This window comes from Acidianus manzaensis (assembly GCF_002116695.1).
In the GTDB taxonomy this organism is placed as follows: Archaea; Thermoproteota; Thermoprotei_A; order Sulfolobales; family Sulfolobaceae; genus Acidianus; species Acidianus manzaensis.
The window spans coordinates 1600991-1625548 of the sequence record NZ_CP020477.1; the positions used below are offsets into that span (position 1 = coordinate 1600991).

The 24558-nt window shown below is 29.6% G+C and carries 25 protein-coding genes and 2 tRNA genes; 16 read left to right on the forward strand and 11 right to left on the reverse strand.

The window, feature by feature from the left end:
- Window positions 1-28: 28 nt before the first annotated feature.
- From coaBC to B6F84_RS07930, 3 genes are all read left to right on the forward strand, one after another.
- A complete protein-coding gene (gene coaBC, locus B6F84_RS07920) occupies window positions 29-1279 on the forward strand; it encodes a bifunctional phosphopantothenoylcysteine decarboxylase/phosphopantothenate--cysteine ligase CoaBC (protein ID WP_236748923.1) in 1251 nt (416 codons plus the stop codon).
- A gap of 274 nt (window positions 1280-1553) precedes the next feature.
- Window positions 1554-1627 (forward strand) — tRNA-His (locus B6F84_RS07925).
- 373 nt (window positions 1628-2000) lie between these two features.
- A tRNA-Met gene (locus tag B6F84_RS07930) sits at window positions 2001-2074 on the forward strand.
- Here the strand turns inward: B6F84_RS07930 and B6F84_RS07935 are convergent.
- On the reverse strand, window positions 2072-2488 hold the full coding sequence (locus B6F84_RS07935) for a hypothetical protein (protein WP_148691742.1): 417 nt from the start codon (window positions 2486-2488) through the stop codon (window positions 2072-2074). The two genes, B6F84_RS07930 and B6F84_RS07935, sit on opposite strands and share 3 nt — an antisense overlap.
- Window positions 2489-2660: 172 nt before the next feature.
- On the opposite strand from B6F84_RS07935, the gene glmM reads away from it, so the two are divergent.
- The 3 genes from glmM to B6F84_RS07950 are packed head-to-tail and all read left to right on the forward strand — an operon-like array spanning window position 2661 to window position 4871.
- Window positions 2661-4028 (forward strand): phosphoglucosamine mutase, encoded by a 1368-nt coding sequence (gene glmM, locus B6F84_RS07940; RefSeq protein ID WP_148691743.1) that lies wholly within the window; start codon window positions 2661-2663, stop codon window positions 4026-4028.
- Entirely contained in the window at window positions 4025-4405 is a 381-nt protein-coding gene (locus B6F84_RS07945) for a Trm112 family protein (protein ID WP_148691744.1), read from the forward strand. Before glmM ends, B6F84_RS07945 begins: the two co-directional genes overlap by 4 nt.
- A 52-nt stretch (window positions 4406-4457) precedes the next feature.
- Window positions 4458-4871, forward strand: coding sequence for a DUF2153 domain-containing protein (locus B6F84_RS07950; RefSeq protein WP_148691745.1), 414 nt, complete (start codon window positions 4458-4460; stop codon window positions 4869-4871).
- 42 nt (window positions 4872-4913) lie between these two features.
- Here B6F84_RS07950 and B6F84_RS07955 read toward each other — a convergent pair whose 3' ends face one another.
- Together B6F84_RS07955 and B6F84_RS07960 are read right to left on the reverse strand one after the other, a co-directional pair.
- Window positions 4914-5396: a hypothetical protein gene (locus B6F84_RS07955; protein ID WP_148691746.1), complete on the reverse strand. Its 483-nt coding sequence runs from the start codon at window positions 5394-5396 to the stop codon at window positions 4914-4916.
- A gap of 14 nt (window positions 5397-5410) precedes the next feature.
- The gene (locus tag B6F84_RS07960) at window positions 5411-6088 is read right to left on the reverse strand and encodes an orotidine 5'-phosphate decarboxylase / HUMPS family protein (RefSeq protein ID WP_148691747.1); all 678 of its coding nucleotides are present in this window, start codon (window positions 6086-6088) and stop codon (window positions 5411-5413) included.
- A gap of 89 nt (window positions 6089-6177) precedes the next feature.
- Here B6F84_RS07960 and B6F84_RS07965 point away from each other — a divergent pair, with 89 nt between their 5' ends.
- Window positions 6178-7770, forward strand: coding sequence for a CTP synthase (locus tag B6F84_RS07965; RefSeq protein ID WP_148691748.1), 1593 nt, complete (start codon window positions 6178-6180; stop codon window positions 7768-7770).
- Here B6F84_RS07965 and B6F84_RS07970 read toward each other — a convergent pair.
- A complete protein-coding gene (locus B6F84_RS07970; protein ID WP_148691749.1) occupies window positions 7735-8049 on the reverse strand; it encodes an ArsR/SmtB family transcription factor in 315 nt (104 codons plus the stop codon). The genes B6F84_RS07965 and B6F84_RS07970 overlap by 36 nt on opposite strands.
- 106 nt (window positions 8050-8155) lie before the next feature.
- On the opposite strand from B6F84_RS07970, the gene B6F84_RS07975 reads away from it, so the two are divergent.
- Both B6F84_RS07975 and B6F84_RS07980 read left to right on the forward strand, forming a co-directional pair.
- The gene (locus tag B6F84_RS07975) at window positions 8156-8419 is read left to right on the forward strand and encodes a U6 snRNA-associated Sm-like protein LSm6 (protein ID WP_148691750.1); all 264 of its coding nucleotides are present in this window, start codon (window positions 8156-8158) and stop codon (window positions 8417-8419) included.
- A 31-nt stretch (window positions 8420-8450) separates the two neighbouring features.
- The gene (locus B6F84_RS07980) at window positions 8451-9665 is read left to right on the forward strand and encodes a methionine adenosyltransferase (protein ID WP_148691751.1); all 1215 of its coding nucleotides are present in this window, start codon (window positions 8451-8453) and stop codon (window positions 9663-9665) included.
- On the opposite strand, the gene B6F84_RS07985 is transcribed toward B6F84_RS07980, so the two are convergent.
- Genes B6F84_RS07985 through B6F84_RS07995 form a run of 3 tightly spaced genes read right to left on the reverse strand, consistent with a single transcriptional unit; the run spans window position 9639 to window position 14099 of the window.
- Window positions 9639-11471 (reverse strand): DUF460 domain-containing protein, encoded by a 1833-nt coding sequence (locus tag B6F84_RS07985; RefSeq protein WP_148691752.1) that lies wholly within the window; start codon window positions 11469-11471, stop codon window positions 9639-9641. The genes B6F84_RS07980 and B6F84_RS07985 overlap by 27 nt on opposite strands.
- Window positions 11468-12334: an RIO1 family regulatory kinase/ATPase domain-containing protein gene (locus B6F84_RS07990; protein WP_148691753.1), complete on the reverse strand. Its 867-nt coding sequence runs from the start codon at window positions 12332-12334 to the stop codon at window positions 11468-11470. The genes B6F84_RS07985 and B6F84_RS07990 overlap by 4 nt, the downstream gene beginning before the upstream one ends.
- A 31-nt stretch (window positions 12335-12365) precedes the next feature.
- Window positions 12366-14099 carry an Rqc2 family fibronectin-binding protein gene (locus B6F84_RS07995; RefSeq protein WP_148691754.1) on the reverse strand — a complete coding sequence of 578 codons (1734 nt, stop codon included), beginning with the start codon at window positions 14097-14099 and terminating at the stop codon, window positions 12366-12368.
- A 48-nt stretch (window positions 14100-14147) separates the two neighbouring features.
- Between B6F84_RS07995 and B6F84_RS08000 the strand changes: the two genes are divergently transcribed.
- Genes B6F84_RS08000 through B6F84_RS08020 form a run of 5 tightly spaced genes read left to right on the forward strand, consistent with a single transcriptional unit; the run spans window position 14148 to window position 16983 of the window.
- Window positions 14148-14396, forward strand: coding sequence for a hypothetical protein (locus B6F84_RS08000; RefSeq protein ID WP_148691755.1), 249 nt, complete (start codon window positions 14148-14150; stop codon window positions 14394-14396).
- A gap of 3 nt (window positions 14397-14399) precedes the next feature.
- On the forward strand, window positions 14400-14939 hold the full coding sequence (locus B6F84_RS08005; protein ID WP_148691756.1) for a Mut7-C RNAse domain-containing protein: 540 nt from the start codon (window positions 14400-14402) through the stop codon (window positions 14937-14939).
- Window positions 14836-15504, forward strand: a complete 669-nt coding sequence (locus B6F84_RS08010; RefSeq protein WP_148691757.1) for a TIGR00296 family protein — start codon at window positions 14836-14838, stop codon at window positions 15502-15504. Before B6F84_RS08005 ends, B6F84_RS08010 begins: the two co-directional genes overlap by 104 nt.
- Window positions 15505-15543: 39 nt before the next feature.
- Window positions 15544-16245, forward strand: coding sequence for a protein disulfide oxidoreductase (pdo, locus tag B6F84_RS08015; protein WP_148691758.1), 702 nt, complete (start codon window positions 15544-15546; stop codon window positions 16243-16245).
- Between the two features lie 57 nt (window positions 16246-16302).
- The gene (locus tag B6F84_RS08020) at window positions 16303-16983 is read left to right on the forward strand and encodes a CopG family transcriptional regulator (RefSeq protein ID WP_148691759.1); all 681 of its coding nucleotides are present in this window, start codon (window positions 16303-16305) and stop codon (window positions 16981-16983) included.
- On the opposite strand, the gene dcd is transcribed toward B6F84_RS08020, so the two are convergent.
- Window positions 16955-17488, reverse strand: a complete 534-nt coding sequence (dcd, locus tag B6F84_RS08025; RefSeq protein WP_148691760.1) for a dCTP deaminase — start codon at window positions 17486-17488, stop codon at window positions 16955-16957. The two genes, B6F84_RS08020 and dcd, sit on opposite strands and share 29 nt — an antisense overlap.
- Window positions 17489-17634: 146 nt before the next feature.
- Here dcd and B6F84_RS08030 point away from each other — a divergent pair, with 146 nt between their 5' ends.
- Together B6F84_RS08030 and B6F84_RS08035 are read left to right on the forward strand one after the other, a co-directional pair.
- Complete coding sequence (locus B6F84_RS08030; protein ID WP_148691761.1) at window positions 17635-19434, forward strand: ATP-dependent DNA ligase; 1800 nt, start codon at window positions 17635-17637, stop codon at window positions 19432-19434.
- A gap of 32 nt (window positions 19435-19466) precedes the next feature.
- Window positions 19467-20450 (forward strand): MBL fold metallo-hydrolase, encoded by a 984-nt coding sequence (locus B6F84_RS08035; protein ID WP_148691762.1) that lies wholly within the window; start codon window positions 19467-19469, stop codon window positions 20448-20450.
- 3 nt (window positions 20451-20453) lie between these two features.
- Here the strand turns inward: B6F84_RS08035 and B6F84_RS08040 are convergent, their stop codons facing one another.
- The 3 genes from B6F84_RS08040 to B6F84_RS08050 are packed head-to-tail and all read right to left on the reverse strand — an operon-like array spanning window position 20454 to window position 24549.
- Window positions 20454-21560: an NAD(P)/FAD-dependent oxidoreductase gene (locus B6F84_RS08040; RefSeq protein ID WP_148691763.1), complete on the reverse strand. Its 1107-nt coding sequence runs from the start codon at window positions 21558-21560 to the stop codon at window positions 20454-20456.
- 6 nt (window positions 21561-21566) lie between these two features.
- On the reverse strand, window positions 21567-22958 hold the full coding sequence (locus B6F84_RS08045; protein WP_222703205.1) for a bacterioferritin-associated ferredoxin: 1392 nt from the start codon (window positions 22956-22958) through the stop codon (window positions 21567-21569).
- A complete protein-coding gene (locus tag B6F84_RS08050) occupies window positions 22927-24549 on the reverse strand; it encodes an alkaline phosphatase family protein (protein WP_148691764.1) in 1623 nt (540 codons plus the stop codon). The genes B6F84_RS08045 and B6F84_RS08050 overlap by 32 nt, the downstream gene beginning before the upstream one ends.
- Window positions 24550-24558 lie beyond the last annotated feature (9 nt).

Here is a 24558-nt window from a genome sequence, read left to right on the forward strand (position 1 = left end):
TAATATTTTTATTAAAGAGTTTATATAGATGCGTGAAAAATTTATGTCTCATCCTTCAAAGAGGATTATAGGTGAAATTTCTGACGAATTAAAAGATAAGAAACTTTTACTTGCAGTAACTGCAAGCGTATCAATATACAAAAGCATTGACCTAGCAAGAGCACTAATGAGAAGAGGATCAGAAGTACATGTAGCAATGACTAGAAGTGCGGAAAAAATGATAAATCACGTGCTATTTGAATGGGCTACAGGAAATAAAGTACTAACCAAAATAACTGGACAATTAGAGCATATAACAATTCCAAACTCATTTGACAGTATGATTATAGCTCCAGCATCAATGAACGTTATGGCAAAATTAGCTAATGGAATTACAGATAATAGTATTACACTTTTGGCTGTAAATTTTATCCAGAAAAGTAAAAAAGTCTTTATCGTTCCAGCAATGCATCTTGAAATGTGGAATTCCATATTTATGAATGATGTACTTAATAAACTGAGAAAAATACCAGAAATAGAAATAATAGACCCCTATATAATTAGAGATGTAGCGCATTATCCAGATATAGAATATTTATCAAGCAGAATAACTTCAGTTATACTTAGAGGAAAGGATCTTCAAGGTATGAAAATCATAGTTACTGCAGGACCAACAAGAGAATATTTAGATCCAGTAAGATATATATCAAACCCTAGTAGTGGAACAATGGGAATAGCTATAGCAAATGAAGCATTATTTAGAGGAGCAGACGTAGTTTTAGTACATGGTCCATTAAATAGTGACATAAAACCCTATTCAAAAGAAATTAGAGTAGAAACTACTGACGACATGTTAAATGCTATACTTAACTTAATGGAAAAAGAAAAATATAATGTAGTTATTTTAGCTGGTGCTCCAGCAGACTACAAATTCAAAGAAATAGCAAAAGAAAAAATAGATAGCCATACAGAAGTACCAAAAGTAGAACTAGAGAAAACACCTAAATTGTCAGAATTTATAAAAAATAAGGGGTTTATAGTAGGATTTTCAGCAGAAACAGTAAATAGCGATGAGGAACTAATACAAAAAGCTAAGATAAAAAAACAAAGACATGGATTTAACATAATAGTAGCTAATAACGTTAAAAGAAAAGATATAGGTTTTTCATCTAATTACGATGAAGTTATAATTATTACAAATAATAACATAGTAAAAATAGATAAAACCTTTAAGACTATAATAGCTAGAAAATTACTTGATGTTGTTAGAGAAGAGTACATGAAATATAATTTCCAATAATTTTGGAGTTAATAGGAAAATATAAATATTTTCCTATAAAATAAGATTCTTGAGTCCAATAGTTGAAAATTAGAAGTAAATAATAAAGAGATAAATTAAGAAGAATCCATGTTAATTAGATAAATAATGCCTATTAAGAAGAATAAATAATGAATATTTAGAATTTATATCAAGTTAACTATTTTTAACTTAAAGATCTGATAAATTAGTTATTAATATTGAATCTATTATCATGAAGAAGAGTTTATAAAAGTTAAATTCCAAATTTGTATTGGCTCGGATAGCTCAGCTTGGGAGAGCGCTGGGCTGTGGACCCAGAAGTCCCGGGTTCAAATCCCGGTCCGAGCCCTAATTTACGATAATTTTCAGTGAACTGGGTCGGTTTTATTCCCATTGCATAACGTATAAGAATAAAGTAATATAATGTAAAACTAAACTGTAATAAAATCAAAATCTATTTTTTATGAGTAGAAAAACGAGAGCCTAACAGAGACAAAACTTAATTAAAAATAGAGAAACACTGACAAGCAGAGTAAACTAAAGTAATAATACTAAATTTTTTAATTGTCATTTGATTTAGCATATTATTTTTACATTAATGTAATATAAACTTAGTCTAATGAATACGTCTACTAAAATGATAATAAAATTATATGTTGTAACTAGCGTATAGAAAGCTTTAATTTTAGAAAATATTAATGTTAACTAGGCGGGATAAAGCAGCGGCGTGGGGCAGCCTGGTAGCCCGCAGGGCTCATAACCCTGAGGTCCCTGGTTCAAGTCCAGGCGCCGCTATTCTTGTCTCCCGCCTCCATTTATCTGTTCTTTAATATCTTCTTGATATTTTCTTAGTATTTCAAATGATATCCTATTTAATTCATTATTTCCTTCAAAAAATGGTATAATGAAATTATCTAAGTGCACTATGAAAATTGCTGAAATTGGATGCCCTTTAATCTGTTCTAATCCTTCTTCTAATAATGTTTTATCACCTATGTATTCGTTTATGCTTTCTAGCTTGTACTTCTTAAGTATGGTGATGCATTCAGAAAGTTTTCCAACGCAATACTCAGTATTAGTTTTTATTACGATTTGATCTCCATTTATATCTATATTTACTAGTGTGTCTTTGTTTACTAAAACTTCTTTATGTATTATTTTTCCTGATTTGTCTATTCCAGTAATTAAAGGTGTTATTTTATTTGGCATTAACAATAATTTTAGCAAAATTAGATCTTAAGCCTTATATTTAATAACTTTTAATATTTATTAACTATATATCTTCTTTTAGTGATGAGAAGAGGGTCGTATGATATTATGATTAGCGCTGGAAAAACTGAGCTATAGAATAATTTAAATTGTAATCATGGGTATATTATTTATGGGAAAACTTTTCGGTACTGATGGAGTAAGGGGTAAAATAAATTCTGAATTATCATTAGAACTTTCTTTAAGATTAGGTAAAGCAATAGGTACTTTCTTCGGTAAGGGTTCTACGATACTAATTGGAAGAGATGCTAGAGCTGGAGGAGACATGTATGCTAGAGCTGTGGAAAGTGGATTATTGAGTGCTGGAGTGAAAATTTATGAAGGTGGATTTGCTCCAACTCCTGCTTTGCAATTTGCTGTAAAAACTTTAGGTTATGACGCTGGAGTAATAATAACAGCTAGTCATAATCCTGCTGAGTATAATGGAATCAAGGTAATAGATCATGATGGAGTTGAAATTTCTAGGGAAAAAGAAAATGAGTTAGAGGATATTTATTTTTCTGAAAAATTCTATTCAGTAGATTGGAGAGAGTTAACTTTTGATGTAAAGAAGGAGGATAGAGTAATTGATAATTATGTTAGAGGTATATTATCTCACGTTGATGTAGATAAAATCAGAAAGAAGAATTTCAAGGTTTTAGTTGATGGTGCAAATAGCGTAGGATCTATCACATCTCCTATAATTGCAAGGGAATTAGGATGTAAAGTTTATGGTGTAAATACTAATCTTGATCCTTTATTTCCTGCAAGGACTCCTGAGCCTACGTTTGATAGTTTAAAAGATACTGCAGAAATTGCAAAAATTCTTAAAGTTGATTTAGGTATTGCGCATGATGGAGATGCAGATAGAGTAATATTTATTGATTCTGAGGGGAGAGTTCAATGGGGAGATAGAAGTGGTGCTTTACTATCTTACTGGGCGTCAACTAAAGAGAAAGACTATCCTAGAAGAATATTTACTGCAGTGTCTAGTTCTAGTCTAGTTCAAGAGTATCTTAAACAGTATAATATTAATGTAGTTTGGACTAAAGTTGGAAGTGTTGATATAGCACATAAGTTAATTGAAGAAAAGGGTATAGCTGGATTTGAAGAAAATGGCGGATTCATGTTTCCAGCTCATCAAAATGTTAGAGATGGTGGAATGTCGTTTGCATTGATGTTGGAGATGCTAGCATCAGAAAATATAACTTCTGCTGAATTATTTGATAGATTACCTAAGTATTATTTAGTAAAAACAAAAGTAAATTCTACTCCTAAGACTGATTATGAAAAGATCTATTCAACTCTTAAGGAAATGTACAAAGATAAAGGGGAAGTAATTACTATTGATGGCATAAAGATAATTTCAAGTGATTATTGGTTCTTAGTTAGAAAAAGCGGAACAGAGCCAATAATCAGAATTTTTGTAGAAGCTAAAGATCCTGCTAAAGCTGAGAATTTAAGCAATGAAATAGTTAAACTAGTAGGTAGTATGGTATGAAGTATAGACTAATGGATTTATTAGCTTGTCCAATATGTAAGCATTTTCCATTAGAGTTAACTGTAATTTCTAGTAAAAAAATGGAAAGAACTACAGACGAAAAGAAACCTTTATGCGAGTTATATTGTGCTTACAAGCAAGGTAATGTTAAAGATATACAAAATCCTCCTTGTGATGAATGTATAACTTATGAAATAGAAGAAGGTGTATTATATTGTCCATCATGTGGTAGATGGTATCCTATAATTGACGAAATTCCTAGAATGTTACCAGATAACTTAAGAAATAAGGATGAAGATATAAATTTCCTAAAAAAGAATAAGGATAAATTATCTAGTAAGATAGTGGAAAAAGGGTTGCCATTTAATCTTTCTTAGTTTAAAATGAGCTTATTAATCTGATTGTACAAGATTATTTTTGGTGTAAATAGTGGAGAATTCATTCTTATCTAATTTAGACGAATGGATAAAGATGCAAAAAAGTTTGCTAGAAACGATAAAAGACATGCAGAAAAACGAGAAGGATATGGATAGATTAGATTTGATCTTAGCTTCTAGAGTAGCTTTCCAACATATGATGAGGACAATAAAAGCATTCGATCAGTGGCTACAAGATCCTATGATAATAAAACATATGCCAAAAGAAATGCTTGAAGACGTTAAAAATACTAGCTGGAATATATTGCAACAACTTTTAGAGTTGGATATTAGGCATACTAGTGAAGCACGTGAACTTATAACCAAATTAGGCAAAGAAGGAAAATTAGATCCTTTAATATGGTCTAGATCAGTAGTAGAAGAACAGCAAAATCAAAATAGAAGAGTAACTTTTACAACAATGTAAGAAAAAAGGTAAATAAATGATTAAAAACATATAGTTTTTGATTTATCTTCTATAAAAGTTTCTTTTGTTTGATCTAAGTTTTAACGTATATTCTTCATCTAAAGCTGTTATTTTTGCTTTTAATTCGCTTAATATTTGATTGAGTTGATTTTTGAAATTATCATCAATATTAGTTTTATTTTCTTCTAATGCTTCTTCTCCATTACTTGAGATTTTTAGTTTTTTATTTGCAGGATCTGTTTCTATATATCCTAAATAGAGAAGTGAAGTTATATCTTCTTTTAATGTTGGACTGAATACGTTATTTCCTATTACGTTAAATTCATAACCTAAATTTAATCCTTTTTGTGAAGCATCATATAAAAGTGCAATTATTGCTCTTTCTGATATGCTTCCTATTGATTTAATTATATATAGTAACTGAAGTTTTCTTTTATCTTCTTTTAAAACTGTTGGACTAATGACTTGTTTGCTAACGTTTTTAAGTTCTTTAGTCTTTGTAGAAGATGGTCCAGATTGAGACAATTTATTCCCCGATATTACATTTTCCCTTCTATTATATTAACTAAACGTTTTGTTGTAATAGTCGGATTAGGGCTTTTTGTTATTGCTCCGCCTACTACGAAAATGTTTATAGGAAGGTCGATTAAATCTTTTATATTATTTTCATTAATTCCACCAGCTACTGAAACTAAGGAGAATTTAGATATTTCTTTAATTTCGTTTTTTAATGATGTAACGCTAATTCCGCGTTCTTTTTGAACGTCTAAACCTACGTGTAAACCTATTATATCTACTCCTAGTTGTTTTAGTTCTTTAGCTCTTTCTACTGGATTTGGAACATTTATAAGATCTGATTGAACTATCATGTCTAATTCTTTTGCCTTGTCTACTGCTGATTTAATAGTAGAATTGCTCATTATGCCTAATACAGTCATTATATCTGCATTTCCTAGTTTAGCTATTTGAACTTCTACATCTCCTGCGTCTGCTGTTTTAGTGTCGGCTAGTAAGATTTTGTCTTTAGCAACTTGTCTAAGTTTTTTCATGCCTTCTATGCCTGCTGATTTAACTAATGGAGTACCTACTTCTACTATTCCTGCTCCTCCTTCTATTGCTTGTCTAGCAACATTTAATGCGTCTTCAATTGATATGAAGTCTAAGGCAACTTGTAATTGTTTTACTTTTGAAATCTTGTCTAGAATTTGGTCTTTCATATCACATAAACGGATATGGTAATAATTAAATTAATCTATAAAAGAATTTTTAAACTTCTTTTACGAGTCTATTCTACTGTGATTATGTAGTGACAAAATTCATCATAGTCACAGGCGGAGTAATGTCAAGTGTAGGAAAAGGAACTGTAGCAGCTTCGATTGGTTTGTTGTTGAAAGCTAGAGGATATAAAGTCTCGGTAGTAAAAGTCGATCCGTATATAAATGTTGATGCTGGTACTATGAATCCATATATGCATGGCGAAGTTTTCGTTACTGATGATGGAGCAGAAACTGATCTAGATTTAGGGCATTATGAAAGATTTTTAGATATTAATATGTCAAAATATAATAATGTAACTGCTGGTAAAGTATATTTTGAGGTAATTAGAAAGGAACGTGAAGGAAAATATCTGGGTCAAACTGTTCAGATTATACCTCATGTTACTGATGAGATAAAATATATGATAAGGCGTGTAGCAGATGTAGATAAAGCTGATATTATAATTGTTGAAATAGGGGGAACAGTAGGAGATATTGAGAGTTTGCCATTTCTTGAAGCAGTAAGGCAAATGAAACTAGAGGAAGATGAAGGTAATATAGTATTTGTTCATATTGCACTAGTGGAATATCTTCATGTTACTGGAGAATTAAAAACTAAACCATTACAGCATAGTGTTCAAGAACTGAGGAGAATAGGAATACAGCCTGATATAATAATAGCCAGAAGCATAGTTGCGTTAGATGATGATACAAAGAAGAAGATCGCATTGTTTACTAATGTTAAGCCGGAAAATATATTCTCTAGCTATGATGTATCCTCGTCTTACGAAGTACCTTTAATTCTAGAAAATCAAGGGCTACCTCTAAATTTACTTAAGAAGCTAAATATGAAATACGATGGCAAGGCTAATTTAGACAGTTGGGTAAAATTTGTTAAGTCTATTCATGATGGAAATAAAACAGTAAAGATAGCGTTAGTAGGAAAATATACTAAATTGAAAGATAGTTATCTTAGTATAAAAGAAGCAATATATCATGCCGCAGCCATGTTAGATATCAAGCCTGAACTAATATGGATAGAGTCTACGGATTTAGAGAATTCTAGTGTGAATGAAAAACTTTATGGAGTAAATGGAATTATAGTTCTACCTGGGTTTGGAAAAAGAGGTGTAGAAGGTAAAATAAAAGCTATACAATACGCTAGAGAAAATAATGTTCCTTATTTAGGCATATGCTACGGTTTACAGCTTGCTATAGTAGAGTATGCTAGGAATGTGTTAGGACTAAAAGATGCCAATACTACTGAAGTGGATCCTAATACTCCATATCCAGTAGTGACATTATTAGATGATCAAAAAAGGATGACACAAGTTGGTGGGACTATGAGGTTAGGAGCACAAAAGATAATTCTTAAAGATGGAACAATAGCGTATTCATTATATAATAAGTCTGAAGTGTATGAGAGACATAGACATAGATATGAAGTTAATCCTACTTATGTTGACAAATTGCAAAAATCTGGATTAGTAGTTTCGGGTGTTAGCGAAAATGGTTTAGTTGAAATGATAGAATTGAAGAATCATAAATTCTTTGTAGCAACTCAAGCTCATCCAGAATTTAAAAGTAGACCTTTGAGGCCTTCTCCATTATTCCTTGGATTCTTGAAAGCTATTATTAGTTGAATCTGAAGATAATAATATTATAATTTTATCATATTTGCTTTTAATTATTTTTTTAATTCCTTTTTCTCCGTTCTCATATTTTATTTCTATTAGTCCAGCATGCTCTAATTCTGATACTTGCGAGCTTATATTACCTTTTGTCATCATTAATTCGTTACTTAGTTCTGTTATGCTTTTTGGTTCTAATGATGTAATTTTTAATATATTAATTCTAGTCATAGATGAAAATGCGGAAGAAATCTTTAGTATATCTTCAGGATCAGAAATCACTAAATCCATGATTATTTAGCTTTAGCATAATATAGTATTCAAAAGACTTTTGCCTAAATTAATGTTAGTCATTCTTTTATATGAGTTTAATAACTCTTAAAAAGAGGAGATTATTTTGCAAGCTAAAGTTGAAAATCCCTTAAAGAACATTAAATCTGCTATTAATAAGATAGTATTAGTAAAACTCAAAGATGGTTCAGAATATATAGGAAAATTAGAACAAACTGATGGAACTATGAATTTAGTACTTAGAGACTGTACGGAGTTAAGAGAAGATACTACTGAGCCAGTAGCTAAGTATGGCAGAGTACTAATAAGGGGTAGTAATGTTCTCTTTATTAGTATAGATTATGAAAGTGTTATGAGTAAAGAAAAATAAGTTTAAAATACTGTACAAAAGTGATAACACAATGAAAAATATAGTTGTTGAACCAGCTAGAACGCAAGATATGAATGCATTACCAGTAGAGTTAGTAGAAAGAAAAGGAACTGGACATCCAGATTATATTGCCGATTCTGCTTCAGAAGAAGCTAGTAGGAAATTATCTTTATATTACTTAAAAAAATATGGTACTATATTGCATCATAATTTAGACAAAACTCTAGTAGTAGGAGGTCAAGCTCAGCCAGAATTTAAAGGAGGAGAAGTAATTCAACCGATTTATATTATAGTTGCAGGTAGAGCTACAACAGAAGTAAGAACTGAAAGTGGTATAGATAATGTGCCTGCTGGGACTATAATAGTAGAAAGCGTAAAGGATTGGATAAAGAACAATTTCAGATACTTAGATGCAGAGAAGCATGTAATAGTAGATTATAAGATAGGTAAAGGTTCTACGGACTTAGTTGGCATTTTTGATAAGGGAAAGAAATCAACTCCTTTATCTAATGATACTAGTTTTGGTGTGGGATTTGCTCCTTTCTCTATATTAGAGAATTTAGTATATCAAACAGAAAGATTCCTTAACTCAAAGGATATAAAGTCGCAATTACCTGAAATAGGCGAAGACATAAAAGTTATGGGATTAAGAAAAGATAAGGACATTTATCTAACTATTGCAATGTCTACAATAAGCCAATTAATTGAAGACATGGATCATTATTTATCTATAAAAGATGAAGTAATGCAAAAAGTATTAGATCTAGCTAATAAGCTTGCGCCAGATTATAATACTAATGTATATATAAATACTGGAGATAAAATTGATCAAGGTATTATTTATATGACTGTTACTGGAACATCAGCAGAACATGGAGATGATGGAATGACTGGTAGAGGAAATAGAGGTGTAGGTTTAATAACTCCTATGAGACCTATGTCACTTGAAGCAACTGCTGGTAAAAATCCAGTAAATCATGTAGGGAAGATATATAATATAATGTCTATGCTTATTTCAAAGAAGATTTTAGACGAGAGTAAAATAAAGAATGTCCAAGTAGAGATATTAGGCCAAATAGGTAGACCTATTGACGACCCATTAGTTGTTAATGTAGAAGTAGTTCCAGAAAATGGTAAAATAACAGACGAAATAAAGAATCAGATTAATGGTATTGTAGAGGAATATCTAGAATCATTTAGTAAGATTACAGAAATGATTTTAGACGGAAAAATATCTATGTTTTGATTTTCTATATTCATCTACAATATTTTTAAGGTCATTAATTGAGATATTTTTCTGTATTTCCTTTTCTTTTTCAAGAATAGTTATATCTTTAATAAAATTCTCTGGGTTGTCTATAATAAAATTCTCTCCTACATATTTGAATATGCTACTATTTATTTCCTCATCTAATACTTTAACCTTATAATTCTCTATTTTTATTAAACTATTACTTTTTATTACGTTTAAATTTCCAGAAACTAATTCCTTTAGTATATTTTCTAAATATATAATTTTATTTTGATATTCTTTCAACAAATTTTCTAAGTTTATTATAGTTTTATTTCTTTCAGTTAGATCGGTTTTAAGTCTATAGATAGTTCTATCTTTTTCTACTTCAAGTTTAGTTTGATTTTTTATTTCTTCTATTCTTTTTTCTAAATTGTATTTTTCGTTTATTAGCTGTGCTATATCCCTTTTTAGTCTTAAAATTTCATGTTTTAATTGTAGATTTTCTTCGTATATTCTATTATAATTTTTCTGTAACGATTCAGGAATATTCTGTTTATTAGTATTAGAAACTGTAATATTCTGTTTATCAATTTTTTTCTCGATCTCTTTTTCTATGCATTCTGATATTGTTATACCTTCCATTACGCATCTGTATATTGCATTTTCTTCTAAGTCTAGATCAAATTTGCGCATTATAGACGATGCTTGTCTTAATTTTTTCTCTAATTCTCTATATGCTTTAAGAGCTGCAGCAAGGGAATCTCTTATGTGTGGGTCAGTTATATTAAGTTGAAATCTGTTTGAGAATTCGTTTACTAATTCTTGTTTTTCATCGACACTTAAAGATTTATCTGGAATAAAAATTTTAGTTTTTAACTGAGAAGCTATCTTTTTTACAGCATCTGGTACCGGATTTACGTCTGTAGCAATAATTACTGGTAATCCTTTTTCTGAAATTATTGATATTACTTCATCTCTATCTATTCCTCTTTTTGTAACTAGTAATTCTGGAGCTCCATGCACATTAAGGATAGATATTCCTACGTCTAATCCTGGATCAATGCCCACTATCAATGGTTTCTTCTCTATAGTCTTATTTGATTCGAAATCTATCTTAGTTTTAAATACTGGTCTTATTTCAAGATTTATATCGTGTCCACTCATTTTTTTGACTATTCCGTATAAGCTCTCTCTAGGCGCATAAACTATAAACGTAGCATTCTCTATTCCTGACTTACTACGTTTAACTATAACATCGTAATCAAAATTATGTCTATCTAATTCTTCCTTTACTTGTTTAAATACACGTAATATCAATCCTCTTATGTGTCTCTTATATCTATTAGCGCTCATACCTCCAGGTCCCATATGTCTACCTCTAGAAATTATAATTTTTGTTTTATTTTCTATTAATTTTATTTTACTTCCTGCACCTTTTAGTGCTAATATTGCAGCTAAATATGCGGTTCTACTGGGGCCTGGCTTACCTTGAACTTCAATTCCAAGTTTTTTAGCTACTTCTCTGATATCTAGAAATTCTCCATTATTATATGTAACTTGAGTAATTTCTATATTATCTGGCATTAAACTTACTAATTTGATAATTTCTCTATCAGTTTCACCTAATTCATAGATATTATCTGTAGCTATTATTGAAATATTATATTCCCATGTTAATCTTATTATTCTAGGTATAGATATCTCATCATATTTTTCAATTATGTTTCCATTCTCATCAATAATAACTACAGCATATTTTGCCTGTAAAGTAGACGAAGGGCTACTTCTCGGTTCGATATCTATACCCATTATCTTCATATTTCTCCCTTTACAAATTTTGATATTTCATCTATGTCTTCTATAACATTATATTTATTCTTAAAAAACGTTAATATTATATTTAAATCTCTATTTAGGAGATTTTGGTCTTCTTTTTTCCATTGAGGCCAATCTATTATATATGGTATTTCGTTTTGATCTATTATTACATTATATTGACTTAGATCTCCATGAACAATTTTGCAATTTGTGTATGCTATTCTTACTGTTCCTAGTATGTTATCAAGTACTTTTTTGGGGTTAGAAAGTTTTGATTTAGCTAAGCTTGTTCCTTCAATATATTCCATTACTATAGCATTAAAACTGTATCCAAATAATTTTGGTACAAGAGCATAATTTTCGTTTAGGCATTTTAATGCCTGGTATTCCTTTTTTGCATTATCCATGGTGATAGATATCCAACTCTTTTTTTCTGTGTATTCTCTTAGTTTTCTGATATTTTTATAACTAGATTTTCCTACTCTATGAAATTTTACTACTATAACGTTATCATCAAAGTCATAACCATAATATACGTTACTTTCTTTTCCTTCACCTATTATCAACCCTAGATTCTTAAGAATTTTATTTACATATAACATTTTTATGGCTAAAATATCAAGTCCACTAAATGTTATTCTATACGCTTTTTTACCTTGTATTCTCTCTTCAGATATAGCTTTCATATTCAATAATTTTGTAATTGATATAGTGAATTCTGAATCTATGAAATTAAGTTTACTTCTTAATATATCTTCAGACATGTAATCGTATTTGTCTCTTGATTCTAATAGTGTTTTCAAAATAATATATTCTGAAGGAGAAACAAGAGATGCTTTTTCAGCTAATGTTAATGATGGCATAATTACATTAAACTATTAGATTTAAGAGTTATTATTGCTTATCGTTACCTAATTTTACAACCTTAATTATTTTAGATTTTCCAGGTAATATGGATAATATCTCATTTTTTAATTCCTTTGTAGCTTCAATACCTAAATTCTCTGATAAAATTTTAGATATTCTTTCTGCAGTCCTTTCTAGCTCATCTCCAGGCGAAATAATTATATACTGTTTTACTTTATTTGATATTGAATTTTCTGAACCTACTATTACTCTTATTCCTTCATCACTATATTCAATACCTAATGCAAGCATTAAAGGAACGTTTTTGATATAATTCTTCTTCCCATATATCATAAATGAGCCTTTTGGTAGATATTCTCCAGTAGGAGGCGATTTAGAGACTTGATTCCCATAAACCCAAAAAACATCTACTGTTGCTAAGCCTAATTTCCACGCTTTGGAATAGCTTGCTGCTAATACCGCAGCATCAAAAATATCTTGGTCTTGAATATTAACTGGATTTTTTATTATAGTAGTTGAAGCTCCTTGAATATCAGCATGTAAAAATATATCTTTGTCTTCTAGCATTTTTCTAACTAAACTTTCATTTTGGTCTGCATCTTTTCCCGAAATTACAAGAAATCCATTAGTTGTGATACTCCATCTATATTTTTCATACCAGAATTTTTTTATCAAACTGAATCTTGATGCTTCTGTTCTTTGATTAATTTTGCTGTTTAAGTTCTCTAATTTTTTAGAGAACTCATCTAATGTTTCTTTTGCTTTCTTGGCTTTGTTAGAATACTCCTTTGCTTTTTCGAAGAAAATTGATGCATTTTTTGTAGGTGTCAATTTAGGGTCTAACTCTATTTCAATTCCATCAATATTGATTGATTTTTGCTTATTTTTTATTGCATTCTCTACTTGAACATAATTTTCCATTATTTTTTTACCTATATTTCTTAGCTGTTCTGCTTGTAGTTCATAATTATCTATACTATTTTTTATTTCTTGGACTGTCTTTTCTAGTTTTTTCCTCTCAGCCTCTAACTTTTCATTATTTTGTTGTGTTACTCTTTCTCTTTCTATATCTATAAAATACTCATCTATTACTGCATTAAAACTACTTAACTTTTCACAGTTATCGAAATGAAATGGCATGAATAATTTTCCTTTTTGTATACATGGTTCTATTTCCCCTTTCTTTAATTTTTCTTTCAAATCTTCTATGTTCTTTTTTAATTCATCTATATTATCTGAATTTAGATGTAAATTATCAATTATTTCTTTTGGTACTCCTAAAGATCTTAAGGGATTTTTTGAATCAAATTGTGGCTTAGGGGGAAGCGTATATGCTATTCCTGGTTTAATTACTCTATCTTTAAATGTTTTATATTCAGTGGAAAATATAATTTTGTCCTCTTCATTTAGTATAATTAGAGATCCTCTTGGCAGTAGTTCAAGAATAATTTTTTTATTATTACTTAGATATATTTTCAGTATTCTCTCTTCATCTAAGATTTCAATATTAGTAATATATGAATCTCTTATTAAATCTCTTAATATTCTTATTTTAGGATTTATAGATTTTTGTCCTTCATATTTTGTAAAATTTATTCTAACTCCTGGTTCTAAAATAAGATTTTTATCTTCATTTAGGCATCTAAGTTTAAAGAAAAATATATTGTTTAAATCCCCAATAGAATATATATTATTTATTCTACAATTTATTATTAATGATTTATTTTCTGTAACCCAAGCTAATAAATCAAAGTAGTTCATTGAGTTTTTTCGTGACAACTTTATAGCCATCTTATTGCATTAACTATTGTGAATATAGAAGATAAAATTCTATTGTATCGTGGAATAATAGGTATAATAGCTGGAGCTATATCTGCATTCACAAATTCAGTTTTTATTGCTCTAACAACAATAATTTCTGGTTATGTGATAAGTCTAATAATAGTCTATTTGTTATTTAAGGTATCAAAGTTGAGGGTTTTAATTATCAAAGGATCGTTGATAATGATTATAGCTTGGTTTTTAATGCTAGTTGCAGTCTATAATATACTTGGTTAGAAAATGCAGCGTACTAAGTTCATTGTTGATGCTATGCTTGGTAAGTTGGCAATTTGGCTAAGAATACTAGGATATGATACCTTTTATAGCAATGATATAGAAGACTGGAAAATATTGAAGATAGCTAATAATGATAAAAGAGTAATTCTGACTAGAGATCGTGGTTTATACATTAGGGCTAAAAAGAAAAACTTAGACTGCTTTTTAGTTCCAGTTGATTCTGATATAATTGATATATTAGCATTATTATCAATTAAATATGGTATAGATCTTACTGCTGATATTAATGTTTCAAGGTGTTCAGAATGTAACGGAATTTTAATGAAAATCTCAGATAATAAATGGAAATGTACTAAATGTGGGAAAGAATATTGGAAAGGCAAACATTGGCGTACAATAACAGAGATACTTATAAAGGCAGAGGCAAAGAAAGAACAAGATGAGCTTAATTTCAATTCAAGAATTAAGCAGAGAGGAAGGGAAGATATTAATTCAGATAGCAAGAAGAGCAATACAAAGGAAATTAGGATTGATCAAAAATGAGGACGTTCAAATTGAAGATGAAAAACTGAATAAAAAGGGTCTAGCTTTTGTAACTTTAGAGACATATTATGGTTCTACTACTTCTTTAAGAGGATGTATAGGTTATGTTGAGGCTGTAGCACCATTAGTAGATATAGTAAGGAACGCGGCTATCGCTGCAGCGTTTTCTGATCCAAGATTTCCTCCAGTAACACCATCAGAAATTAATAATATATTAATAGAAATAACAATTTTAACTAAGCCAGAAGAAATCAATATTGAAAATAGAAAGGAATTACCTAAAGCGATTAAAGTAGGAAGAGATGGTTTAATAGTAGAAAAAGGATTATTGTATAGTGGTCTTCTTCTTCCTCAAGTTCCTATGGAATATTGTTGGGATGAAGAGACTTTCTTAGCTGAGACATGTATAAAAGCTGGACTTTTACCAGATTGTTGGCTAGACAATAAAGTTAGAATAAAAAGATTTGAAGGAATTATATTTAGAGAAAAATATCCTAGCTCAGAGGAGATAGAGGTAATTAGACCGTCTGATATAAAATGTAAAAAATCAGAATTACTAGAATAGCTTTTTATGGCTGTTAAAAAATATAACTAAGTGATTAATATGTCCTCAGAAGAAGAATATGCAGAGCTTTTTACTAACGAAGTAAAAGATGCATTAAAAGATGCATTAAAAGATATGAAAGATCCAGTTGATGTTTACGTATTTGTTGATTCTAATGATAAATCATGCAATTATTGTGATCTTACGCAAAAGCTCTTACTATTTGTTAGCGATGCTGCACCTACCAAAGATGGCAAAAGTTTACTTAATGTTCATATAGTAGATAGAGCTAAAGATGCGAAAGAATTTGAAGAATTTCAAGTAACTAGAGTACCTACAGTAGCATTTTTAAAGGGGTATATAAGATGGACTGGTGCTCCAGTAGGAGAAGAAATCAGAGCATTAGTTGAAACAATAGTAAGACTTTCACAAGGAGAAAGTGGATTAAGCCAAGAAACATTAAATGCAATAAAAGAAAAACTTAATGGAAAAGTAAAAGTTGAAGTAGTTGTTACTCCTTCATGTCCTTATTGTCCTTATGCTGCACTATTATCTCATATGGTAGCCTATGAAGCGTGTAAAGCTAATAAGTGTGATATAATATCTGAGGTTGTAGAAGCATATGAGAATCAAGATATAGCAGAGAAGTATCAAGTTATGTCAGTACCAGCAGTAGCTGTTAACGAATCAGTAGAATTTATAGGAGTTCCAAACGAAGAGAATTTCGTTAATACCATTTTAGAAAAGCAAAAGGTAAATTAAGACCGCCTTTTTTAATTAAACTTTTATCTTCTAAATCTATAATTTTTACTCGAAAACATGAAAACTATTATTATAAAACTTACTGATGATGAGTACAAGCAGTTAGAAGAAGAGGCAAAAAAGGAAGGTTATGTATTGCTTAGTTCATATGTTAAATTTAAGTTACTATCTTCTAATTCTTTGCCGGAATCAAATGTATCAAATGCTAATACTGATGATATAGTTAGAAAAATAGAAAGAAAAGTTCAAGATATGGTTAATCCTTTTACTGCTGAAGTAGATAATTTAAAGAGAAAAGTTGCTGAACTATCGGAAAAACTAGATAGTTTAACTGAAATGCAAAAAGAGAATTTAGAAAAAGCCAAAACTGAAGTTAAGCCAAAAAAATTTGGAAATGCACAACAGCAACAAGGTCATAAGAAAACTGTAATGGAGATATTAAAGGAACAAGGCGTAATATATGAAAGCGAAATTAAATTAAAAAATCCTGATTTGTTCTTCGAGAAGATTGAAAAAGAAGGTGGTAAAGTATTATATACAGAAAAAGAAAGGATAGCAGTAGATCAAGAATTTTACTCTAATTTTGTAAAAAAATTAACGGATATACATACATCCGATGATGTAGAAGCTCAAAAATTCCTAAATAAACAGGAGCATAAGCTATTCCAAAAATTGAGATCCTTAGGAATAATTTACTTTGATACTAATACTAAATCGTGGAAAATATCTGGGTTATAAATCTAGGTAATGTTACTCCTTTTTGACCTTGATATTTTCCGTGATATGGATTCTCTACTGGAGTTAACGTTTTTGCGAAAATTAGGTGTAGGAATCTATCTCCTCTTTTTAGCTTTATTGGGAATGCGGATCCAATTATTTCTATCGTTATCTGTCCTTCAAATCCTGCATCTACAATAGTTGGAGGGATGAAAAGACCTAATCTAGCAAAACTTGACCTAAGATTTACGAAGGCCATTATATCGTGCGGTAATGCTACTATTTCTTCTGTTGTTAAAAGAACGTGCTCCTGAGGCTTTATCAAAAATTCTTCCCCTTTTTCTACATCATAAAATTCTTTGATGTTAGAAGAATCGAATATTTTATCAGTTTTTTTGAATCTTGCAATTTCTCCTCCTATTCTTAAATCTACTCCATTCTCTCTTATTGTGTCATTTTGTAATGGTTCTATTTTTATCCATCCTTTCTCGAGGTAATACTTTAAATCACGATCTCCTAGAATCATATATTTATATTATTATTAGTCCTCTAATATACAAAATGGCTCAATAATATCCTTCGAATTTAGTCAGAGTAACTCTGAGACTTCATCTATCGGACTTGCCGGTTTTCATCATCAAATATATTATATTGCTATATAATCTTTTATTTATGGAGTTTAAAGTTATAGCAGAATACTTTGACAGATTGGAAAAAATATCATCTAGGATTCAGTTAACCTCTCTTTTATCTGATTTATTTAAAAATACTGATAAGGATGTTATAGATAAGGTTGTCTATCTTATTCAGGGTAAGTTATGGCCAGACTTTTTAGGCATGCCAGAGTTAGGTATTGGAGACAAATTCTTAATTAAGGCATTGTCAATAGCTACGGGAGTTAATGAAGATGAAATAGATAAATTATTTAAAAACATAGGTGATCTTGGCGAGGTAGCATTTGAAATTAAGCAGAGACAACAAGGTTCTAATATTTTAAGTTTTCTTGGTGCACAAAAAAGCACTACACTAACTGTTGAAGAGGCTTATGAGGATTTAACTAAAATAGCAACGTCTACTGGAGAGAGAAGTAGAGATATAAAGATAAGATTATTAGCTGGATTATTAAAGAAAGCTTCACCTTTGGAAGCTAAATATCTTGTAAGATTTATCGATGGACGGCTTAGAGTAGGAATAGGAGATGCTACGGTATTAGATGCATTATCTATTACTTTTGCGGGAGGACAGAATTTTAGACCTTATGTAGAAAGAGCATACAATTTAAGAGCTGATTTAGGTAATATAGCGAGAATTCTAGCTTTTGAAGGAATAGAAAAAATAAAGAACATAAAACCTGAGCCTGGTATTCCAATTAGACCAATGCTAGCTGAAAGACTTTCAGATCCTGCGGAAATTTTAGATAAGGTAGGTAAAACAGGATTAGTAGACTATAAGTATGATGGAGAAAGAGGTCAGATTCATAAACATGGAGATAAGATCTTTATTTTTTCTAGAAGATTAGAAAATATCACATCTCAGTATCCAGATGTAGCAGAATATGTATCTAAATTTGTAAATGGTTCAGAGTTTATAATAGAAGGAGAAATCATACCAGTTGATCCAGATACAGGGGAGATGAGGCCTTTTCAAGAATTAATGCATAGAAAGAGAAAAAACGATATTCATGAGGCAATTAAAGATTATCCAGTAAACGTTATGCTATTTGACATTATGTATTATGAAGGTGAAGATTATACAGTAAAGCCATTACCAGAAAGAAGGAAAAAATTAGAATCGATAATAACTGACAATGATAAGGTTCATATAGCAGATCATATAATTACTGACGATGTAAATAAACTAAAGGAATTCTTTTATCAAGCAATTTCTGATGGAGCAGAAGGTGTTATGGTAAAATCTCTAGCTCCAGATTCTATATATCAAGCTGGATCTAGAGGTTGGTTATGGATAAAATTTAAGAGAGATTACCAAAGCGAAATGGCAGATACAGTTGATTTAGTATTAGTAGGAGCATTTTATGGTAAAGGTAAAAAAGGTGGAAAATTTAGCTCATTTTTAATGGGAGCATACAACCCTGACAAAGATGTATTCGAAACCGTGTGTAAAGTGGCCTCTGGCTTTAGCGATGCAGAATTAGATGAATTACAAAAGAAGATTGCAGAGCTAAGAAGAAACGAACCACATCCTAGAGTAGTTTCAAGTATGGTACCTGATGTATGGTTAACTCCATCATTAGTAGCGGAAATAATAGGAGCTGAGATAACTATATCTCCTTTACATACATGCTGTAAGGATCAATATGCTATAGGCGGATTATCAGTGAGATTTCCAAGATTTATAAGATGGAGGCCAGATAAAAGTCCAGAAGATGCTACTACAAATACTGAGATTTTAGAAATGTATAAGAATCAACTAAAGAAGATCGAAGAAAATCCTACAGATAAAGGAACATAAGTTTTTATAAAATTTCAACGAAAAATGTTTCTATGTTTGTTGATATACTTAAAAGTGGTGCAATAACTGTAGGAGATAACTTTACTATTGATGGTCACGCAGAAAGAAATTTTAGAGTAGTAACGCATTTTCATTCAGATCATTTATTACAATTAAAGAAGAGCATTCAATCTTGTATAGGTATTATAGCTACTCCACCTACATTAGATGTTTTGGAAGTTTTAGATTACGACATACCGAAAAGAAAAAGAATAGGAATTAATTATAATATTCCTTTAAAAATTGAAAATGAAAAAGTAGAACTTTTTCCTGCAGAACATATATTTGGTGCATCGCAAGTAGTTATTAGCAATGATAAGAATGAAAAAGTAGGATATACAGGCGATTTTAAAAATCCGGGAAATGGAACACCAATATTAGATGTTGATATTCTAATAATAGATTCTACGTACGGTAAGCCAATCTTTAAGAGAAGATTTAAGAATGAAATAGAAACTTTATTTTCAGACTATGTTAATGACTCATTAATTAGTGGTCCAGTACGAATTTATGCATATCACGGTAAAGTTCAAGAAGCAATGAAGGTATTACGGAAAAATGGTATTGATGCACCGTTTATTGTTGATGGAAAGATAAAAGAAATAACTGATATAGCAATTAAATATGGACTAAATGTAAAAGATGTTTTTTCTACTAAAGATGAGGAAGCTAAACAAATAATTAAAGATGGGTGGTATATAGAATTTAAGCATTATAACGAATCTAAGAATAGAGATAGTAAGTTTTCCAATTTTATTTTATCTGGATGGGAATTTAATGAACCTGTAAAGCAATTAGATAAAAAGACTAAAGTAGTAGCATTTAGTGATCATGGCGATTTTGATGATACAATCTATTATATAGATTCATCTCCAGCATCATTAATAGTAGTCGATGGTGGAAGAAAAGGCTATTCTAAGGAGCTAGCTGAATATGTAAGAAAGTATTTAAAAAGAAAGGCAATTACTCTACCTTAAACTTTATATTACCATTTTCTCATCTATTAATTTTTTCTTTTGAAATCTTTCTGGTGAGAAAATATCAATAAATTTACTTTTTCTATTGTCAGCTATTAAGTCTGCCATAATATGTCCGGAAAACGGTGCAAACATCATTCCATGCCCGCTATATCCGGCATCAACATAGAGACCTTCTGGCCATGAATTTGAATATCCCATTACATGGGAATGATCAGGAGTCATCTCATAATATCCACTCCATCCTCTCATAATTCCAATTCCATCTATATCTTTTATTAAGTTTCTAATTGATTTAAGAAAATGAATAGTATTTTGTAAAGAAATTGAAAAATGCTGGAATTGAGTTTTTTCTGCTTCGTCTTCTACTCCACCTATTATTTCTCCTTTTAAAGTCTGGGAAAAGTAAATTCTATCATTGAAGTCTATTATTAGTGGTTTTATTTTAAATTTAATGTCTTCTGTTATATATATTTCCTTTTTATCTGGATATATGGGTAAATTAATATTCATGGTTTTAAAAATTTCGCCAGACCATGCTCCTGCAGTTACAACTACTGTATCGTCTTTTATTTCTGTTCCGTCTTCAAGAATTACTCCTTTAATTCTATTATTTTCTACATGAATTTTTGACGCTTTAGAAATAATTATATTATATTTGTCTCTTATTTTTTCATAATAACTATAATTTATATAATCATGATGAAAAGCTCCATCTTGAGGAGCAAAATAGCATAGTCCGTCTTTTTTTAGATATTCAAATTCATTACAGTTAATGAATTTTCCTTTAATATTGTATTTTTCCCATAAAGAATCTAGTTTTCTAAATGTTTCTACGTATTTATCATCAAGAAGCCATAAGTAGCCGGTTCTATAAAGTAGAGGGTTATATTCTAGGTCTTTTGCTTCTTTATACAGATATTTAATTCCTTCTATTGCAAATTCTATATTGTCTTTACTATAGAAGTGATATCTATATCTACTTGCATTTCTTCCACTAGATCCATAACCTATTCTCTTTTGTTCTATAATAGTTATATTAGATATATCTTTTTTAAAAAGATGATATGCAAGACTTAATCCATGAGATCCTGCTCCAATAATTATAATTTGTATTCACCATAATGTATATAAAGGTGATCTGAAAGTTATTAATGTATCGCTTTTTGTAACGCTTCCAGTTAAATAGCTACATATTTTTCCTTGGCAGAGTCCAGTACAAATACCAGTAACTCTTTTTAAACTTTCTACATCTTTATATCCTTTATTAATTTTCTGCATGATTTCTTTAAATTTAATATCCTCACATTCGCAAACATATCCATTGCCAAAAAGATAAGGCGAGTCTATTAATTTCCAATTATTTCTATTATAGAAATTATATATAGAAGAATTCTTAATTTCTTCAGTAAATTTATCTATCTCTTTGCCAAATATTATTTGTCCACTTAAATATGATGTTAATTCATCATAAATTCCTCTTGCTCCACCAACTATTTTAACGTTCTCGGATATATTTCCATAAATATCGTGTTTTGGAATGTAAATGTTAAGATTAGGATAAAAAGTATACTCATAACCTAAGTTAGATACAGTTTCTATTCTAGGTTGTTTAACTATAGAAAATACTATACCATCAACTATTTTTTCTTGGTCTAGATAATATATTTTTAGCTTCTTCCCGAATTTTTTTACATTAATAGAATCTACTTCTATAATTTCTATACCTTTATCCCTTGCTTTTTCTATCCATTTTTTAGAAAAGTTTGATGTTCCTGATTTAACAAGTAAGGTAGAGTTTGTTATTACTGCCGTTCTTATAGCTAAATCTGTGGATCCTATAACTATTATATTCTTAAATAAATTTCTATGTCTCAAAAATAAATTTCTAGAAACTATACCAGGTAAATCATTGTTAGGAAAGATTGGTGGAATATATCTGCTTCCATTAGCCAATATTAGATTATTAAATGAAACAATATAGTATTTGTTATTTATCTTAAATAACAGACCCTCATCAAATTTTCCCATAAAAGTACCTAGTATAATTTTTTCTGATTTCTGTTTAATTATATCTTTTATAAGGTTAATTACAAAGGTATCAGCTAACGGATCATAAAAAAGTTCATCATCTATACTATCTGTTATCATCATGCAAGAATTACAGTGTTGTAACGCTGATATTCCTCCAATACCTGAACCTAATATTAATGTTTCTATGTTGAGTTTTTCAATAATTATATCTGACTTTTCAGTATATTTTGAAGGTACATTAAGAAATCTAGGTATCATATTCAATATATATTGATTTCGCAAAATTTTCTTATGGATAATATTAGAATTTATAGCTAAACTAAACTTTTTAGATTGAAAAATTATAGAACTCAGATTTTCGCAAGTATCTATTCTTTTTCCATTTACAATTATTTCTGTATAAGGTAATCCTCTTTCACAGTCTTTTGGGGCTCTTATTCTTTTATGCCTTTTGCTTACTATTTTGTAACTCATCTTTTATCATCTCCAGATATGGTATTCCATCAGTTTTCTTTGGAGATATTCCAAATAATTTTAATATAGTTGGAACTATGTCAACAATCTTTAAATTTATTTTTCTACTATTTTTAATTATATTTTTGCCATAAGCAAAAAATATTCCATATAGGTCGTCTTTTCTATAATAACCATGATCTGCTGTTATTGTTTTATATGGTATTACGTCTTCTATTTCGTTTTCTTTTTCTATATCGGTACTTATAGAATAAAATCCGTCTATGCCTATTTCTATATCACCTTCTCTATCTCCTGCAGGTTTCTGTTTTTGGTAAATTCTAGTGAATATTTTTTCTTCTCCATCAGTTATTTTTTCTAAGTTTCTTACTATATAATTAACTAATTTTGGAAATTCTTCTATTCTTACAATTCCATTTTCTTCTCTATCTTTAAGATTTATCCTTATTATTCCTCCTCCACCATAGTAAGCCTTAGTTTTCCTCCAATCTATTCTATTATTATTTATCTTTAATACATTAATTCTCTCTAAAATTTTATTTATATAAATTCTTTTTTTAACTTTACTTATTCCATGATCTGAACAAATAAATATATTATCAGTATAATTCAGATTCATTTCAATAAATTTATCTGCGTATTCATATGCTTTGAAAATATAATCTAATGATTTAGAGTCATCAATTCCATATAATAAATGTTGGAAATTATCTACTATAGGCAGGTAAGTGATAGCAAAATCCCATTCAAAATTAGCTAAAAGATATTTTGTATATTCATAAAAAAAATTAAATGCTAACTCAGCAGTTTTCAAATATTCTTCAAATGTAATTATACCAGAATTTAAAGATTTATAGTCACCATCTAATATCATTCCATATTTCAAGACTATATTATCCCAAACATTTTGTAATACATCTTTTCTATTACTCCAATCAGTTAAGAAAAGAGGGGGTGTAATATAAATATTATCTTTTCGAGCATGCAAAAATGTAATAGCTTTAATTTCTTTTTCTTTTATTTTAGCAATAAATTCTAATTGATCACTCCACTGATCAGTTTCAAGCTTTATTTCTGAGATTTTAGTTCCAGGAAAAGAGACATAGAAAGCATTATCGTTCTTTTTTACTATCCATTTACTTCCTGCTACGTTATTTTCTCCTTCAGTTAAAACATATCCTCTACTAAATTTTTTAATTTTTGACCTGTAGGGATCAAATAATATCAAGTTATCTAGTTTCCATCTATCAGGTAAAGCTTGAGGAGCAGAGGTTACTATTACCTTATATTTGTTTTCTGCTAATATGGTCCAAATAGGATCTGCAATTAAAGAATAACTTGTATAAGCTAGTAATGGAGAGTATAATTTTCTCCCTTTTAAATACATTTTAGGCGCAGTGACTCCATTATTTTTTGGTAGCAATCCAGTAAATAGGGATGCAAGAGCTACTGGTGTAATAGATGGATAAGAACTTTCTAAAGAACCATAAATTCCCTCTTTTGAAATTTTATAAAAATTAGGTAGATTATATAAAAAATTATTAATTAAGTGATAGGAGGCTCCATCTATTACTGATAATATTACTTTCAAAAGCCCACC

Coding starts and splice junctions, on each gene's coding strand:
- coaBC (WP_236748923.1), top strand. CDS start 29: ATGCGTGAAAAATTTATGTCTCATCCTTCAAAGAGGATTATAGGTGAA.
- B6F84_RS07935 (WP_148691742.1), bottom strand. CDS start 2,488: ATGCCAAATAAAATAACACCTTTAATTACTGGAATAGACAAATCAGGA.
- glmM (WP_148691743.1), top strand. CDS start 2,661: ATGGGAAAACTTTTCGGTACTGATGGAGTAAGGGGTAAAATAAATTCT.
- B6F84_RS07945 (WP_148691744.1), top strand. CDS start 4,025: ATGAAGTATAGACTAATGGATTTATTAGCTTGTCCAATATGTAAGCAT.
- B6F84_RS07960 (WP_148691747.1), bottom strand. CDS start 6,088: ATGAAAGACCAAATTCTAGACAAGATTTCAAAAGTAAAACAATTACAA.
- B6F84_RS07970 (WP_148691749.1), bottom strand. CDS start 8,049: ATGGATTTAGTGATTTCTGATCCTGAAGATATACTAAAGATTTCTTCC.
- B6F84_RS07980 (WP_148691751.1), top strand. CDS start 8,451: ATGAAAAATATAGTTGTTGAACCAGCTAGAACGCAAGATATGAATGCA.
- B6F84_RS07985 (WP_148691752.1), bottom strand. CDS start 11,471: ATGAAGATAATGGGTATAGATATCGAACCGAGAAGTAGCCCTTCGTCT.
- B6F84_RS07990 (WP_148691753.1), bottom strand. CDS start 12,334: ATGCCATCATTAACATTAGCTGAAAAAGCATCTCTTGTTTCTCCTTCA.
- B6F84_RS07995 (WP_148691754.1), bottom strand. CDS start 14,099: ATGAACTACTTTGATTTATTAGCTTGGGTTACAGAAAATAAATCATTA.
- B6F84_RS08005 (WP_148691756.1), top strand. CDS start 14,400: ATGCAGCGTACTAAGTTCATTGTTGATGCTATGCTTGGTAAGTTGGCA.
- B6F84_RS08010 (WP_148691757.1), top strand. CDS start 14,836: ATGAGCTTAATTTCAATTCAAGAATTAAGCAGAGAGGAAGGGAAGATA.
- pdo (WP_148691758.1), top strand. CDS start 15,544: ATGTCCTCAGAAGAAGAATATGCAGAGCTTTTTACTAACGAAGTAAAA.
- B6F84_RS08020 (WP_148691759.1), top strand. CDS start 16,303: ATGAAAACTATTATTATAAAACTTACTGATGATGAGTACAAGCAGTTA.
- dcd (WP_148691760.1), bottom strand. CDS start 17,488: ATGATTCTAGGAGATCGTGATTTAAAGTATTACCTCGAGAAAGGATGG.
- B6F84_RS08030 (WP_148691761.1), top strand. CDS start 17,635: ATGGAGTTTAAAGTTATAGCAGAATACTTTGACAGATTGGAAAAAATA.
- B6F84_RS08035 (WP_148691762.1), top strand. CDS start 19,467: ATGTTTGTTGATATACTTAAAAGTGGTGCAATAACTGTAGGAGATAAC.
- B6F84_RS08045 (WP_222703205.1), bottom strand. CDS start 22,958: ATGAGTTACAAAATAGTAAGCAAAAGGCATAAAAGAATAAGAGCCCCA.